The 16,082-nt window shown below is 39.8% G+C and carries 14 protein-coding genes; 5 read left to right on the forward strand and 9 right to left on the reverse strand.

The annotated features are described in order from the left end of the window. Positions 1 to 94 precede the first annotated feature (94 nt). The 3 genes from rlmF to AACZ73_RS02425 form a co-directional block, all read right to left on the reverse strand. Positions 95 to 1,054 (reverse strand): 23S rRNA (adenine(1618)-N(6))-methyltransferase RlmF, encoded by a 960-nt coding sequence (gene rlmF / locus AACZ73_RS02415; protein ID WP_339875073.1) that lies wholly within the window; start codon positions 1,052 to 1,054, stop codon positions 95 to 97. A gap of 1 nt (position 1,055) precedes the next feature. After that, positions 1,056 to 1,787, reverse strand: a complete 732-nt coding sequence (locus tag AACZ73_RS02420) for an SIMPL domain-containing protein (RefSeq protein ID WP_339875074.1) — start codon at positions 1,785 to 1,787, stop codon at positions 1,056 to 1,058. 84 nt (positions 1,788 to 1,871) lie between these two features. Continuing rightward, positions 1,872 to 3,353 (reverse strand): M14 family zinc carboxypeptidase, encoded by a 1,482-nt coding sequence (locus AACZ73_RS02425; RefSeq protein WP_339875076.1) that lies wholly within the window; start codon positions 3,351 to 3,353, stop codon positions 1,872 to 1,874. Positions 3,354 to 3,446: 93 nt separating this feature from the next. On the opposite strand from AACZ73_RS02425, the gene AACZ73_RS02430 reads away from it, so the two are divergent. Then, positions 3,447 to 4,460 carry a dipeptide epimerase gene (locus AACZ73_RS02430; protein WP_339875078.1) on the forward strand — a complete coding sequence of 338 codons (1,014 nt, stop codon included), beginning with the start codon at positions 3,447 to 3,449 and terminating at the stop codon, positions 4,458 to 4,460. A gap of 168 nt (positions 4,461 to 4,628) precedes the next feature. Here AACZ73_RS02430 and AACZ73_RS02435 read toward each other — a convergent pair whose 3' ends face one another. Both AACZ73_RS02435 and AACZ73_RS02440 read right to left on the reverse strand, forming a co-directional pair. Next, positions 4,629 to 5,324 carry a response regulator transcription factor gene (locus tag AACZ73_RS02435; RefSeq protein ID WP_339875080.1) on the reverse strand — a complete coding sequence of 232 codons (696 nt, stop codon included), beginning with the start codon at positions 5,322 to 5,324 and terminating at the stop codon, positions 4,629 to 4,631. Beyond that, complete coding sequence (locus tag AACZ73_RS02440) at positions 5,321 to 7,048, reverse strand: HAMP domain-containing sensor histidine kinase (RefSeq protein ID WP_339875082.1); 1,728 nt, start codon at positions 7,046 to 7,048, stop codon at positions 5,321 to 5,323. Before AACZ73_RS02440 ends, AACZ73_RS02435 begins: the two co-directional genes overlap by 4 nt. A 212-nt stretch (positions 7,049 to 7,260) precedes the next feature. On the opposite strand from AACZ73_RS02440, the gene lysA reads away from it, so the two are divergent. Next, positions 7,261 to 8,493, forward strand: coding sequence for a diaminopimelate decarboxylase (gene lysA, locus AACZ73_RS02445; RefSeq protein WP_339875084.1), 1,233 nt, complete (start codon positions 7,261 to 7,263; stop codon positions 8,491 to 8,493). Positions 8,494 to 8,609: 116 nt separating this feature from the next. Here lysA and AACZ73_RS02450 read toward each other — a convergent pair whose 3' ends face one another. From AACZ73_RS02450 to AACZ73_RS02460, 3 genes are all read right to left on the reverse strand, one after another. After that, positions 8,610 to 9,353 carry a mechanosensitive ion channel domain-containing protein gene (locus AACZ73_RS02450; RefSeq protein WP_339875086.1) on the reverse strand — a complete coding sequence of 248 codons (744 nt, stop codon included), beginning with the start codon at positions 9,351 to 9,353 and terminating at the stop codon, positions 8,610 to 8,612. 299 nt (positions 9,354 to 9,652) lie between these two features. Next, on the reverse strand, positions 9,653 to 10,120 hold the full coding sequence (locus AACZ73_RS02455; protein ID WP_339875088.1) for a hypothetical protein: 468 nt from the start codon (positions 10,118 to 10,120) through the stop codon (positions 9,653 to 9,655). Between the two features lie 85 nt (positions 10,121 to 10,205). Then, positions 10,206 to 11,315, reverse strand: coding sequence for a hypothetical protein (locus AACZ73_RS02460; RefSeq protein ID WP_339875090.1), 1,110 nt, complete (start codon positions 11,313 to 11,315; stop codon positions 10,206 to 10,208). A 72-nt stretch (positions 11,316 to 11,387) separates the two neighbouring features. On the opposite strand from AACZ73_RS02460, the gene AACZ73_RS02465 reads away from it, so the two are divergent. Both AACZ73_RS02465 and AACZ73_RS02470 read left to right on the forward strand, forming a co-directional pair. After that, complete coding sequence (locus AACZ73_RS02465) at positions 11,388 to 12,632, forward strand: M20/M25/M40 family metallo-hydrolase (protein WP_339875092.1); 1,245 nt, start codon at positions 11,388 to 11,390, stop codon at positions 12,630 to 12,632. Between the two features lie 337 nt (positions 12,633 to 12,969). Then, positions 12,970 to 13,368 carry a hypothetical protein gene (locus AACZ73_RS02470; protein WP_339875093.1) on the forward strand — a complete coding sequence of 133 codons (399 nt, stop codon included), beginning with the start codon at positions 12,970 to 12,972 and terminating at the stop codon, positions 13,366 to 13,368. Between the two features lie 176 nt (positions 13,369 to 13,544). Here the strand turns inward: AACZ73_RS02470 and AACZ73_RS02475 are convergent, their stop codons facing one another. Continuing rightward, positions 13,545 to 14,576 carry a glycoside hydrolase family 43 protein gene (locus AACZ73_RS02475; RefSeq protein WP_339875094.1) on the reverse strand — a complete coding sequence of 344 codons (1,032 nt, stop codon included), beginning with the start codon at positions 14,574 to 14,576 and terminating at the stop codon, positions 13,545 to 13,547. Between the two features lie 170 nt (positions 14,577 to 14,746). On the opposite strand from AACZ73_RS02475, the gene AACZ73_RS02480 reads away from it, so the two are divergent. Beyond that, positions 14,747 to 15,853: a Fic family protein gene (locus tag AACZ73_RS02480; RefSeq protein WP_339875096.1), complete on the forward strand. Its 1,107-nt coding sequence runs from the start codon at positions 14,747 to 14,749 to the stop codon at positions 15,851 to 15,853. Positions 15,854 to 16,082: the final 229 nt, after the last annotated feature.

The raw sequence follows: 16,082 nt of genomic DNA on the forward strand, positions 1-16,082 counted from the left end.
CTAGTATCTAAACATAAGAAAGTCGATTTGGGAGAATTCAAATCGACTTTCTTATTTCTGGATTTGGCAATTTTAAATTTCAAATTACCAAGTTTTAAATTTTTTCCCATCTCCTTTTTCTCCAGCTTTCCTGCTGCTCAGAGTTCAGAAAAGTCCAGGCAATAAATCTGGTTTTCTTGTTTCCGTGAGTCATCTGCACAACTTTACGATCTACAACACGGGCTTTTTTTAAGGCTAAAATCAGCTCCTTCAAATGCTCCTCTTTAGAAACCAATGAAGTAAACCAGAAGCAATTGAACTTGAACGTAACACTTTCACGGATCATCTTGTGGATAAAAGCCAGTTCGCCACCCTCACACCACAGCTCATTGCTTTGACCACCAAAATTCAAAGTAACTTTTTTAGCTACTTTTCCTTTGAGATTATTTACTTTCCTCGTACTTCCAGCCAGAGCAGCTTCCTGGGATTCATGAAATGGAGGATTACAAATCACAACATCAAAGACATCGTCCGATTTAATAATTCCAGTGAGAATTTCTTTTGGATTCTCCTGAAGCCTTAGCGTTACCTTTCCTCTGAATTGACTGTTTGCATAAAGGTTATTCTGGGCAGCATCAAGAGCCTTTGGGTCGATTTCCGAAGCTATAAAATTCCATTTATAGACCGTATTTCCCAGCATGGGATAGATACAGTTGGCACCAACTCCAATGTCTAGGGCATTAATCTTCTCACCTGCCGGCAGTCTACCTGAATTGCTGTCTGAAAGCAAATCAGCCAAATAATGAATATAATCGGCTCTACCGGGAATAGGAGGACATAAATAGCCTGATGGAATATCCCATTCAGAAATCCTATAAAAATGCTTCAGCAAAGCTCTATTAAGTTCTTTGACTGCTTTAGGATCTGCGAAGTCAATACTAAGGTCTCCGTATTTATTTTCCGAAACAAACTTGCCTAAGTCAGGCTGGGTTCCGATCAGACTTGGGAAATCGTAGCGTTCGCGATGAAGGTTATTGGGATGGAGAGCTGTTTTTATTGGTTTAATTTCTTTCACATTAATCTACTTCAAAGATGAGCTTCATCGTAATGGAAGCCGTTTTGTTTTTGTCTGCAGTGTTGAATGTACCACCCCAGGAATAGTCTTCACCTGAATTTTGTCCGGTGATCTGAAAGATACCCATATTTGCTGAGATCAGGTCGCCAAGATCCCCTTTTGAGTTTTCCGCTATTCGCTCAGCGCGAATTCTCGCATCTTCGGTGGCTTTAGCAATCATCTCCAGTTTAAGAGATTCAAGTTCTGTGTAGTAATATCGCGGTGACTGGGAGTAAAAAGCTATTCCTTGATTAAGCAATTCAGTGATTTCACGGGAGATTTTTTCTACTTTTTCCACCTCTGTCGATTCGATTTTCAAGGACTGATTTAAGGTGTATCCATCAAAGGTTTGTCCCAGATATCTTCCATCGTTCGCATAGTTCTGTTGGTATTTTGGATTGGTGGTCACAGCATTATAAATCAACTTCTCGGATGGAATTCCTTTAGAAATCAAATAATCTGAAACCAATTTTCTGTCTTTTTCCAGATCAGCGTAAGCAGATTTCAAGTCGAAGCTTTCACGGCTGAAATTTCCTTCCCAAACGACCAAGTCAGAAGTAAAATTGCTCTCTCCCAATCCTGTAACATTGATGGTGCCCTGAGGTCTGTTTCGGTTGATAATCGCGTTTCCCAATACGATTGAGGCAATTACTATAGCCACTGCGAAAAGAATGGCGGAAAGATTTTTCTTCATGATTTTACAAATTAAATCCAAAAGCTACTTAACAAATAACCCGCCAAGTAGCGGGTTAAATTAAGCATTTTGAAATATTAACTTTCAATAAATCTGCTGCTTAAACTCTTGATCTTTTGGATTTTCCAGATCTATCAGGTAGCCATTTACAACAGCGTATTTTCTAATGCCATCCTTCTCCAAAAAGAAATTTGTGCTTTCACCTGTCTTCCAACCCGACGAGAATGATTCCATACTTTTTAGTACTAAAATAGGAAGTTGATGCAAGTCACCTTTTGCTCCGCTATTTACTTTTACGGCTAAGTATCCCTGCTTCAAAAGCTCCATTGCTTTTGCCTCATCAATTGTATTCACAGAATCAAATTCTTTTTCATAGACTTTTCCCTCCGCATATTTCAATCCAGAAGCATCAAACTCCTCCAATCCAAAGTAAACCTGCAAGTCCCCCAAATCATCGACCGATGCAGACATGTAATAGGTTTCTCCAGCAGTTATATCCCTTCTTCTGATTCCCAAATCAACTGGATAATATTTGCCGTTGACAGGTACCTCCACTTCGTTGATAAGTAAATCAACCAATTGCAGGTCATTATCCGGAATTGCAAAGTACTGATCCGTAGTGTATTGTTCATAGCTTTTGGTCGCTATTTGCTCCAAAGCATTCAGGATAATCATGAAATTCAACTGACGGATATACTGCTTATCCGCATCATCTGGATATCCCCCAGACTCGATCAAAATCGTACTTGTCCCCCACTTGGTGATATTATCTCCGAAAGCTCTTGGCTCAAAAGCATCATCATATTTCCCGACGTGTCCAGGTACAACCTCCTGCAATACTTCATTCATTCCCACAATAGTTTGCATAGCTCGGATCCTCACTGCATTAACGTCCGTTGCATAATTATATGCCGGTGCTAAAACTGAAATAGTAGCCTGCTTTGAGGTTCCAGTGGCATTATAATAGGTCTGCTGATCATGTAGATTGAACCCAAATTCAGGCTCAAAATCATCCCTTGCAGCTTTCAGTATCACTGCTTCCGGAGAAATCTGGGAAATAGCATCTCTATTCAAATCGATATCAATTGCATTTCTTCGTTTGAATTGCTCAGCTCCATCCGGGTTGATCATCGGAATAAATTTGAGGTCCAAATTTGTCCTCAAAAGATCTCTCAGCCCATCAAATTCGTCTCCGCTGGCTTCCAGAAAGTTGAACAGATCGAAAAGAGACATAGTCGCCGTACTTTCGTTTCCATGCATCTGTGACCAAAGCATCACTTTCGTCTTACCATCTCCCCAATCTAAGCTGGAAATACTTCTTCCTTCTACAGACTCACCCAATTTCGATACCTCAAAAGCAACAGAATGCTTTTTGATCAATGGCTGTAGATCAGCATGCTTAAATCTTCTGTGGGTAATAGCTGCTTCCTTGTATTTTGAATAAGCAGCTTCAAGTGTTGCCACAGAAGTTGGTGCTGAGGAAAGTGTATTTGCCGTTTTACAACTAATCGTAAAAACTAAAAACAGCAAAAACATGCTTAATAATAAGTTAGAATTGACTTTCATACATATTTCTATTTACCTTGAATAAAATGTAAATCTATCTATCATTCAAGCAAAATACAGGTTAATTTTGCTTCAAATAGAATATTTCGCCAAATGAATTTATCCTTTCAAGTCGTAGACCTCCCATTAAAGCACACTTTTACCATCGCTCATCAAAGCAGGGATGTGCAAGATACTCTTATAGTAAAACTGCAAGATGGCGCACTGTCCGGCTTAGGCGAATCTACTACAAATCCATTTTACGGCATGACTATCACTAATATGTTGGAATGTTTGGAGAATTTCAGACCAATTGTAGAAAAAGGTGAGTGGGAAACTCCAGCCGAACTTTGGGATCTAGGCAGGGAGGCATTTAAAGAAAATCCATTTGCCCAATGTGCATTGGATATGGCAGCTTGGGACCTTTATGCAAAGAAGCAAGGCAAAAAACTTTATGAATTGCTTAAACTAAACCCTGCCGACATTCCATTGACCAACTTTACAATTGGGATAGATACAGTGGAAAAGATGGTAGCAAAAATGAAGGAGGTTCACTGGCCGATTTACAAAATCAAACTCGGTACTTCCGATGATTTGGCAATTATCCGTGAACTCCGTAAGCATACAGATGCGATCTTTAGAATCGATGCGAATTGCGCCTGGACTGCAGAGCAAGCCATTACTTATTCAGTAGAACTGGAGAAATTGGGAGTGGAATTTATGGAGCAGCCTCTTGGTAAAGATGATTTGGAAGGAATGAGGGAGGTTTTCAAGCACAGCAAATTGCCTGTAATTGCAGATGAAAGTTGCATTGTGGAATCTGATGTGAAAAAATGCCACGGCCTTTTCCATGGAATTAATGTGAAGTTGGTTAAAGCCGGTGGGATTACACCAGGTCTAAGAATGATCCATGAAGCGAAACAACTCGGAATGAAGACCATGGTAGGCTGTATGACTGAATCCTCAGTGGGAATTACAGCGATTGCTCATATTGCACCGCTGTTAGATTTTGTAGATATGGATGGTGCAATGCTGCTTTCCAAAGATCCTGCGAAAGGCATTACGATCACACCCGAAAAAGTAACCTTTCCAGCAGGAAATGGTATCGGAGCTGAAATGATTGATTGATTAATAGGTAATTAGACATTAGAATCAAGATTCAAGAGCCGAGAAACAAGATTTTAGAATAATAAAAAATCCGAAGCTCTTTTAGGTCGCTTCGGATTTTTTGGATATTTCCTATTTCAAACTTTATTCGTTTTCACATCTGACACCGGTCATCAACCATCGGGCTTCTCATCCTTCGCTCACGATCAGCTTAAAGCCTTCTCCATGTACGGTGATTATCTGTACTTTCGGATCATCTTTCAGAAGTTTGCGGATTTTACTGAGGTAAACATCCATACTTCTTGCGTTGAAATAGCTGTCGTCTCCCCAGATTTGTTTCAACGCATGACTTCTGTTTACCAGGTTGTTAATTTCTGAAGCTAATAATCGTATAAGTTCATTTTCCTTCGAAGTCAGCTTATGGCGTCCCTTCGGCCCATCCAAAAATTGCTCGTCGTAATGGAGTGTAAAGCCTCCGAAAGTGTAGACTTTTAAGGGATTGATATCTTCATTTTTATGGGTTCGCTTCAAGATCGCATTCACACGAAGCAGTAATTCCTCCATGCTGAAAGGCTTGGTGATATAATCGTCGGCGCCTATTTTCAGACCTTCGATGATATCATCTTTTTGATTTTTTGCTGTAAGAAAAAGAATAGGAAGGTTTTCCTCTACTTTCTTAATTTCTTTGGCCAAAGTGAATCCATCCTTTTTCGGCATCATGATATCCAATAGGCAAAGGTCAAATTTTCCCTTCTTAAACTTGTTCCAACCCTCTTCGCCATCACGGCAAAGCGTAGGTTCATACCCTTTCATTTCCAAATATTCCTGCAGGATGTCTCCCAAATTTGGATCGTCTTCGACCACTAATAATTTTGCTTTACTCATTGTTTTTTCGGTAAGTTAATGGTGAATGAGCTTCCTTTTCCAAGTTCGCTACTTACTTGAATCCCGCCTTTGTGCGCTTCCAACATAGCCTTTACATAGGACAAACCCAGACCGAAGCCTTTGACATCGTGGACATTGCCAGTAGGAACCCGATAGAATTTATCAAAAATTTTCCTTTGCGCATCTTTATTCATTCCTATTCCTTGATCCTTGATGGTGATGAAGACTTGGTCTTTATCATCTTTTGCTTCGATGGTAATGAATGGATTTTCGGGAGAATATTTATTTGCATTGTCAAGCAAATTATTGAAAATATGTGTGAGATGGAAAAGGTCCCCTTCAATAATTGGTTCGGTAAGCTGATTTTTGAAGGTAATTTGACCACCTTTTTTTTCTACCTGTAAGCCAAAGTGGTCAACGGTGCTTTCCAGGATTTCTGAGACATTTAATAATTCGAGTTTCAATTTAAAATCCTTTTTATCCAACGCCGCTGCCTGAAGAACGTTTTCTACCTGCGAAACCAATCGTTTATTCTCATCTTTTATGATGCCCAAATACCTAGAACGGAATTTGTCCTGAGAGGATAATTCAGGATCCTGAAGTGCCTCCACAGCCAGACTCACCGTAGCCAAGGGTGTCTTGAACTCATGCGTCATATTATTGATGAAATCATTTTTTGTATCCGAAAGTGCTTTCTGACGAATGATCACCTTAATGGCGTAAATAAAACAGGAGATGATTACTATTATAAATATTATGGAACTGGATATAGGAAGCCAAACTTCACGGATAACTCGGGTGTTTTTTTGAGGGAAATAAATAGTTAAAAAATTGTCCTTATTGAAAATATCATTTGGAAACAGCTTTGCCTGAATTCCTTTCTGTACTAATGTCATCTGCTCTTTAACATTTCCGATTGGAACAATTCGACCATCATCCTTTAGCAATCCCAATTCAAAATCTTCATAAATATTCTGTTCTATCAGATCATTTTTCAACATTTTCCGAACTTGAGCGGTATCTAACCTATCCATAATCGCTTCCTGTCCTGCCGCCAACTCACTCAACATCCTATTGTAAAACTCTATCTTCCTATTTGCTTTGGCGATTTTTTCAATAAGGCCCGGATCAAGGTCTATTTCGCGTACTACTTCCTGATAGTTAGTAGTTAAACCCGAAGTATTTTCCTTTTTAGCCGAATTCTCCAATCTACTTATGTATTGGAGCTGGCGTTCTTTTTCCTGAAGAAGTACTTCCATCTCATCCGGGGTAAACATTCTTGATGCTAATTCCGGGGTCATATAGGTAAAAAAAGTCTCCAAATCTTCAAGTTGACTCATATCGACACCTCTTGACTCGAGAATTCTCCTGAAAGTTGGGCTCACTTTCGGCGCTGGTTCCTGAAAGAATGAATCCATCAGAGAAGGCCTGGAAATGTATATCTGTCTTGAGTTTACAGTAATGTCGTCAAAATCAATAGGGTCGATCTCTTCGAACAGGGATCTGCTCATGATTGAGTCCTGAAGGATTAATTCAAAGGCAGCGGAAGTTTCACCTTTTTCCAGTTTATCCACAGTTGATGAAAGCGCACGATACACGTTTTGATCAAATCGCTCCCTATTAATACGAATAGCATTGCTCACCCAATAGAATTGAAATGCCATCAAGCCAACGCTTGCCAGGGTCATCAAGACAACTATAAGGATGATATTACTTTTCGACATGCTGCAAATTTAATCCTATAATCAGGCGATGGAGGGAGCTTAACAATATTTAACCGCCTTAAACTCTGCAGAAAGAATATCAATTTCAACTCCTTCATCTATATTTAGATTCGAAAACAGAGTTTTCTTAATTACACTATAACTAATGAAAATAGGGGGCATCTGCCCTCTTTTTTTTGTTATTTGGCTATCTTTGCCCGCAAATTTCAGATATGTCAGCATCCCAACATCCTATTCAACTTCAAGGAGTAAGCTTAGAATCAATTGCACAAGAATTCGGTACGCCAGTATATGTATACGACGGAGAAAAGATAGTGAGCCAGATCAAATCACTTCAAACCGCGTTTGCTTCTGTGCCCTTGAAAATTAAATATGCTACCAAAGCATTGTCAAATATCAATATCCTAAAATTGGTAAAAAAGGCAGGAGAAGGTGTGGACGCTGTGTCTATAGAGGAAATAAAAATCTGCATGCAAGCCGGATTTACAGCTTCTGAAATTATGTACACGCCCAGTGGCGTAAATTTTCGTGAAGTGCAGCAAGCTGTAGAGTTGGGAGTAATAGTAAATCTGGACAGTCTTCCTCTTATGGAAGAATTTGGAGCAGCTTATGGTAATTCTATTCCGGCATGTATCCGGATAAATCCGCATATCATGGCAGGCGGAAATGCCAAAATCTCTGTTGGTCATATTCAAAGCAAGTTTGGTATTTCGATTCAGCAGCTTCCTGAGATATTGGAAGTGGTGGAGAAATATGGTATAAAAATAAAAGGACTTCACATACATACAGGTTCTGATATATTGGATGCTGAAATTTTCCTTCGAGGTGGAAATGTGCTGTTTGAAGCAGCTATGAGCTTTCCTGATCTTGCCTTCTTGGATTTTGGAGGTGGATTCAAAGTTGCTTATAAATCAGGCGATCCATCCACAGACATCGGTGAGGTAGGGACGAAAGTATCAACTGCTTTCAATGAATTCTGCGAAAAATACGGAAGAAAACTAGAGTTATGGCTTGAGCCCGGTAAGTTCCTCGTAAGTGAATCCGGGTATCTGATCGTAGAATCAAACGTGGTCAAAAAAACTCCTCAGATTACATTTGTAGGTGTTGACTCAGGATTAAATCATCTAATCCGTCCTATGATGTATGATGCATTCCACGATGTTTACAATTTGAGTAATCCAGATGGAGAATTGAACACCTATAATGTGGTGGGATATATCTGTGAGACTGATACTCTTGCAAAAGACAGAAAGCTGGCTAAAGTAAGTAAAGGAGATTTCTTAGTATTCAAAAATGCCGGGGCCTATGGATTCAGTATGTCTTCGAATTACAATTCAAGACTTCGTCCGGCAGAAGTATTGGTGTGGGAAGGAAAAGCTCAGTTAATCAGAAAGCGGGAAATATTTGAAGATTTGATTAAAGATCAAGTGATATTGGATTTATAATCACATCTATCCGGACCTGAAAAGCATATTTTTAAAAGAGTATAAATCCCAACTGATTTCTTCTGCTTTCCGTCCAGTTAAACACTTTAACTTGGCAGAAAGTAGATAATCTTTAGTTAACTCCTTTGAACCATCTCCACGCGTGTTCTTGGTAAACTTTCCGGATAATTCTTTTGAATAAATTCTATCATTTTCTCCCTGACATACACACGCAAGTCCCATGCTATCGGTGAATTCTTTGCGCTGACCAGAATTCTCGTTTCCACCGTATGCTCCTTGGCGTCGCTGACCTGCAGCACTTTTACCTTTTTGTCCCAGAGATCGGTCGTTTCTAGAATTCTGTCCAGCTCTTTTCTCAATTCATCAAATGGAACAGTGTAATCTGTATATAAAAATACCGATCCAATTAAATCGCCGGAAGTCCTCGTCCAGTTTTGAAAAGGATTTTCAAGGAAATAAGTAGTGGGCAGTACAAGTCTTCGAAGATCCCAAATACGTACTACAATGTAATTAAGGTTGATTTCTTCGATCCATCCCCATTCTCCCTCTACTACCACCGCATCCTCCAGGCGGAAAGGTTGGGTTACCGCTATTTGAATTCCTGCAATCAAAGTACCGATAGCTTTCTGGGCAGAAAAACCGATTATAATTCCAGCCACTCCCGCAGATGCGAAAAAGCCAACTCCTACTTTTCTTACCGATTCAAACGATACCAGGATTAACCCAATTCCCATCAATATAATAATGAAATTGGCTACTTTAACCAGTATGTTGATTTGGGTAAGAACCTTTCTTGCTTTTAAATTATCTTCCTGGGAAATATCGTATTGACGCAAAAACACCTTTTTCAGGATTTGCATCAAAACCAATAAACACCAGGTAATGCCAAAAATGATACAGACGGTGTTTATATGAGGCAAATAAGACCAAAATCCTTCCCAATTTTTGGATTGGGGACCATAATAAATTTTGGAAAAACCAAGGGCTAAGGTTATGAGTAGCGGGAAAATCAACCGACCATAATATTTCATAGGCTCTTATTTTAAAAAGATAAGACGAAATGGACTGAAATTTTCAGCCTCTTAAAAAGGTGATTTTGGGTGCGATCAGATTAGAAATTAGAGAATTGTGCCGAGAATGCCAAAACTCTACCTACTGATCATTCATTGCAGGGAACTGGACTCAGTATCATTTCGTGATTGTAGTCCAAAGAATCTAGATTGTCTTGTGCTGGTATGCCGTCAACAGAAGACATCTCGCCAAACCCTTCTTTCCATCCTTCTTCGGTATTTTTAAATACGACTTGACGTTTGGAAGTTTGTCCCTCAGATTGGAAAGTATATTCAGCGATAATCATATTGTCCCGAATCTCACCTTCAATAGTACCGCTATTCTTATCCTTTTCGAAAATTGAATAATCTAAAGTACCGGTAATATTAGTGCCATCAACATGGGTTGTGAGGAGTACGGTATCTTTTTCACCAAAATATCGAAAGCATTCTGTATTGAGTTCTTCGACATGCTCTTCATCTGGGGAAAACGCTACCTCAACCGGGGTGTCTTCCTTAGGACCTTTACAAGCCACCACAATTAAAGCAGCGAAAAATAATATAGATAAAGCTTTCATGATTTTTACGTGGGTTATATACAAGTTCGAAACAAAAAGACCGCCAAATGTCGGGCCGTCTACAGATGAAATAATAATTCCAGCATTATCCTCCAATCCATTCCGCTACAAAGAGGTTAGTATCTCGAGTCCCCCCATTGTTTCTATTGGAAGAAAAAACCAGGTATTTGCCATCATTGGAAAATACAGGAAACGCATCAAAAGTACCGTCATGGGTAATTCGAGTCAAGCCACTTCCATCCAAATTAACCATGAAAAGATTGAAAGGATAACCTCTTTCAGTTTGGTGGTTTGAAGCGAAAATGATTTTATCTCCAGAAGGATGGAAGAAGGGTGCCCAGTTGGCTTTGCCAAGATCGGTTATCTTCTTCGCATCAGTTCCGTCAGCATTTGCCACATAAAGCTCCATACTTGTAGGCATTACCAAACCTTCCTTCAGTAGGTCTTTGTATTCTTTGATGTGTTCATCAGAAGTTGGACGGGATGCTCTCCAGATGATTTTGCTACCGTCAGGGGAGAAAAATGCTCCACCGTCATAACCCAAATCTGAAGTAATTTGCTTCACATCCGTCCCATCGATATTCATCGTATAAAGCTCCAAATCGCCAGACCTTAAAGAAGTGAACACGATTTTATCACCCTTCGGAGAAACTGTAGCTTCAGCATCATAACCTGGTTCGTTGGTGAGTTGGGAAATAATATTCCCTTCCATATCTGCTGTGAAAATATCGAAGGAATCATAAATCGGCCAAACGTATTTACCATCTGTTCTAGGCTCAGGAACTGCAGGACAATTATCACCACCAAGGTGAGTAGATGCATAAACTATACTTTTATTGTCTGGAAGAAAATAGGAACAAGTAGTTCTACCTAATCCAGTGCTAAGTCGCTTTGGCTGAGAATTCTGCAGATCATCAGTTTTCCAATTAGTGTAATAAACCTGATCGCACTCCGCTCCCCATTCGCTGTAATCTGATTGAAATACCAACATAGAATCATCAAATGACCAATACGCTTCTGCATTATTTCCGCCAAAAGTCAGCTGCTTGATATTTTTCAAATACTTCATTTCCTCTGGCGCCAAAAGTAAAGAGTCAGATGCCGAATGTACTTCAGTTTCTATTTCTGTCTGCACATCACTTTTTGGGCTGCAGGCAAAAGTAAGCAACAGCAATGCAACAAGGATTTCTCTCATTTTGGAATAGGATTTTAAGGATTGCTACACAAAGTTACCATATATTATCTTTGACAAAATATGATAAAAAGCATGAAATTTCTACCCACATGTACGTTTGCTGCAGTTGCAGGAGCACTGCTTACCTGGAGTTGTACTACCGCTCCCACTGATGAAAGTTTAAAGGATGGCTTGAAAGAAGATGTTGCCTATCTAGCTGCAGATGATCTTGGAGGTAGAGCTATAGGCACAGATGGCGAGCAAAAAGCTGCCGAATATCTGGCTGCCGAATTCAAAGAAATTGGGCTTGAACCGAAGGGAACTGAGGAGTACTTCCAGCCTTTCACAGTGTCAAAGCCATCAAATCCTCATGAGGAAGCGGTAATTGGTACAGATGGAGAAGGTGTGACGGGCAGAAATGTAATTGGTTTTATTGACAACAAGTCTGAAAATACCATAGTAATCGGAGCACATTTTGACCACTTGGGAATGGGCGGACAGGGTTCACTTCATCGTGGTGATTCTGCCATTCATAATGGTGCTGATGACAATGCCAGCGGAACAGCAGCACTGGTAGCTCTAGCTAGAATCCTGAAGCATGAAGAGCATAAAAGTAACTTCATGTTCATTGCTTTTTCAGGAGAGGAAAATGGTCTTTGGGGCTCAAATTATTTCGTGAAAAACCCAACAATTGATCTAGCGGAAGTCAATTACATGATCAACATGGATATGGTTGGCCGATTGAATGCTGAAAAAACGCTGGCAATTAATGGAGTTGGAACCAGTCCAAGCTTCGTTCCTGCATTGGATTTGGCGAATGCCGACAGCTTGAAATTAGTAACTTCTGAGTCAGGAGTTGGCCCTTCCGATCACACTTCTTTTTATTTACAGGATTTACCAGTCCTTCACTTTTTCACAGGGCAACATGAAGATTACCACAAGCCTTCAGATGATTCGGAATTGATCAATTACGATGGCTTATTACTCGTAGTGAAATACATTGATCGCTTAGTGGATCAATTAGATGCAGAGCCAAAGCTTGCCTTCACCAAAACCAAAGACAGCAATGGGGATTCTCCACGCTTTACAGTATCCTTGGGCGTAGTGCCAGATTATCTTTTTGATGGAAAAGGAATGCGAATCGACGGTGTCTCTGAAGACAAACCTGCGCAGGCAGCTGGATTGATGAAAGGCGATGTAGTTTTACAAATGGGCGACTCTACAATTGTGGATATGATGAGTTACATGCGTGCGCTAAGTGCTTTCCAAAAAGGAGACGAAGTACTTCTAGGCTATGAGCGAGATGGGGAGAAGAAAGAGGTGAAAGTTAGTTTCTAGATTTTGGGCGCAAAATCCGAGACACAAGAAAGCCCTGAAAATAGAAATTTTCAGGGCTTTAATTTTTGAATGTTATTAGTTTAAAGTTTTCATCTTCAAAGAATATAGTAAGACTCGTCTAAATATCGAGACCGAATGCGTGTTTAAAAAATACCCAAGTAGGTATATGATTCCTTTTTTAGACTAAATCTTGCTTCAGCAAATCCCTTTTTTTTTAGTTTGGTACTTTAACGATTTTTGGATTGATAAATATTGAAGCTTCAACATTTTCGGAAAGACATTTCTTTTTAAATTATATCCAGTCCATATTTCCATTATTTTACAAGTCATTTTAAGTATGGGAAAAGAAGAAAAGTTAAGACAACAAGATTCTACGCAAAAATGGGAGTCATTTAAGAATAGCCTAACTATTTCTGAAGAGTTTCCAAATGTGACAAAAATAGTCCTTAAAACTTCTTTGGATTATCCGAATGCTTTTTCTGAGGCAAAAGAAACAAGTCAAAAAGAATATTTTTCAGATTCCAAATTCCATTTTGAAATAGAATGTATCAATCGCGATTGTTTGTATTCAAGCTTGAATTTGAATAATGATTTGAGAAATGCAATCAGAAGTAGGTTAAAGAATGTTCATGGAAAAGTAATTTGTAAAGGTTATAATACCTATGGTTGCTTTGAGAGAAAAAGCGGTCGTTGTGATACAATACTAGAATTTGAAGCTACAATTTTCTACTCCTGATTTTCTTATAGAGATAGAATCAATTTCCTTTTGAAGATTTAGTAACAAATATAAATTCCGAAAATTGATTGTAGGATTTCAAATCCGATATCCTATGAAAGCTATTTCCCGGCTTCGTGTCACGAAGCATTCTAGCCAGCATACTTTTCAGCTTTCAGACTTGTTCCTTCTGAATTTCAATCAATTGGATTTGCCTCCACCCCTTCAAAAGTCATTTTGACTGGCTTGATTGTTCCGTCTTCGTTGAACTCCAATACATCTATTGCAGTCACTCGGTGATCTCTTCCTTCATTTGGAATTGGACGTCGATGATAGACCATATACCAATCATCGCTTCCCGGCTTTTGGATAACTGAATTATGACCAGCACCAGTAGCTACAGTCGTATCATTTTCTAGGATGGTTCCGATTCTGTCCCATGGTCCGTTGATATTATCTGACATTGCATAAGCAACCTTATAGCTGGAATTTGTCCAACCACCTTCTGACCACATGAAGTAGTATTTTCCCTCTCTGATAAATACAAAAGGACCTTCTACATAGCCTTCAGGCGTTATTTCATGAAATAGCTCACCGTCTTCCCAAGGTTCAAATCCTGTGAAGTCAGCATTTAGCTTACCAATATTACAGTGACTCCATCCTCCATACAGCATGTAATAGGTGCCATCAATATCCTTGAATACAAACTGATCGATTGGTTGTGCGTCATTATAGAATTCAGAAAGTAATGGCTTACCAATGTGGTCTTTGAAAGGTCCGCCTGGGGAATCTGCCACAGCAACGCCTAAACCTCCAAAGTGGTTGATGTCATTATTTGGATCCCAACCATCGCGGCTTGGTCGCTGGATATCATTTGCAGAGAAGAAAAGATAATATTTCCCGTCTTTTTCGATTGCTGCTGGAGCCCACATGGCTTGTCTAGCCCATTTGATCGCTGCAGTGTCCAGAATATTTGCATGCTTTTCCCAAGTCACTAAGTCTTTGGAAGAAAATGCATCGAAGTGCAGTTGGTCTGTATAGCCAGCTGAGTAGGTTGGGTAAACCCAATATTCGTCTCCGAATACAATTCCTTCAGGATCGGCATACCAGCCTTCGACAATTGGGTTTCCAGCTCTTTTCGGAGCTTCTGTTTCTTCTTCTGTTTTTGGGGAAGAGCAGGCAAATACCAAGGCAAGTCCTCCTACAAATAATGAGTTACTAACTTTCATAAGTTGGAATTTTCGAATGAAGCAGAAAGTTAAGCAGCTTGATCCAAATGAGAATGCGCTTGGTGTAAAAGGGATAAAATATGAAGGTTTTCTTAATTTGAGCCAAACAATCAATCTAATCGGCTCATAAAATCTAATATTATGAGCCGAATAAGTTGTATATTCGGCTCATGAGTTATAATTGGGAACAGTCGGATTGGCCAACATTCACTTACAAGGAAGGTAAGGCTGGGAAAATACTGCTTGATTTTCTCATGAAATCTGGGCAAATGTCTGGTGTCCTCACTGGTTTGTCAGAAGGAAATCAGACTGAACTACTAATGGAAATGATGGTGGTGGAAGCAATCAAAACTTCAGAGATCGAAGGTGAATTTCTAAGTCGACCAGACGTGATGTATTCTATCAAAAAGAACCTTGGGATACACGAGGAGCAACCCTTACTTGTAAAAGATCAGCGGGCAAAAGGTATTGCCAAGCTGATGATCAAGGTACGTTCGGAATTTGCTCAAGACCTGACTGAAGAAATGCTTTTTGAATGGCATGAGCTGCTCATGGAAGGCAATCGCTATGTACGAGCTGGCCAGTGGCGAGCAGATTCTTCGCCCATGCAGGTGGTTTCGGGAGCTATTGGAAAAGAAATCGTGCATTTCGAAGCACCACCTTCAGTACGAGTTCCTGCTGAAATGACCGCATTTATTTTTTGGTTTAACAAAACCGCTCCAAACAAGGCAGAAACTATAAACAATCCCCTCATACGATGTGCTATTACGCATTTATACTTTGAGTCCATTCACCCATTCGAGGATGGGAATGGGCGAATTGGTCGTGCATTGGCGGAAAAAGCGCTTCATCAAGGATTAGGGCACGCCACATTGATCAGTCTTTCCAGTGTCATAGAAGAGAAAAAGAATGAGTATTACAAGGCATTGAAAAGTGGACAAAGCTCCAATGAAATCTCTGATTGGTTAGATTATTTTTCCGAAACAGTCTTTCATGCACAGCTGAGTGCCGAGCAATTAGTCAATTTCACCCTTCAAAAAGTCAAATTTTTTGATCGCTATAAAAATGAGCTCAATGCCCGTCAAATGAAAGCTATCAATCGAATGCTGGCTGAAGGACCAGCGGGTTTTGAGGGAGGAATGACTGCTAAGAAATACATGGCCATTACAAAAGCTTCTAAAGCGACTGCAACCCGGGATTTACAAACTTTGGTGGAATTAGGCGTCTTTTTGCCGCAAGGTGGGGGAAGAAGTGTGAGTTATGAGTTGGTGCTTTAGGTATTGAAAGATTGGAAAATTTGAAGATTGTAAAATTGAACCCGTTGCTTCATTTATTGAAAGCTGCCATTTTTTCAAATTGACCCTCCCAAAAAGGGGGATTTCTCCTATCTTTGTGCCTGCTTTTGAGGGTGTAGACTCTTGAAAAGCAAAAAAAACAGCCTAAAAATGCTTGCCTCCGTTAAGGGGTGGACATAGGCCAGTTAGAATTGAATTATCACCTACTTGC

Origin of the sequence: uncultured Algoriphagus sp. (genome assembly GCF_963974835.1) — a bacterium.
Taxonomy (GTDB): Bacteria; Bacteroidota; Bacteroidia; order Cytophagales; family Cyclobacteriaceae; genus Algoriphagus.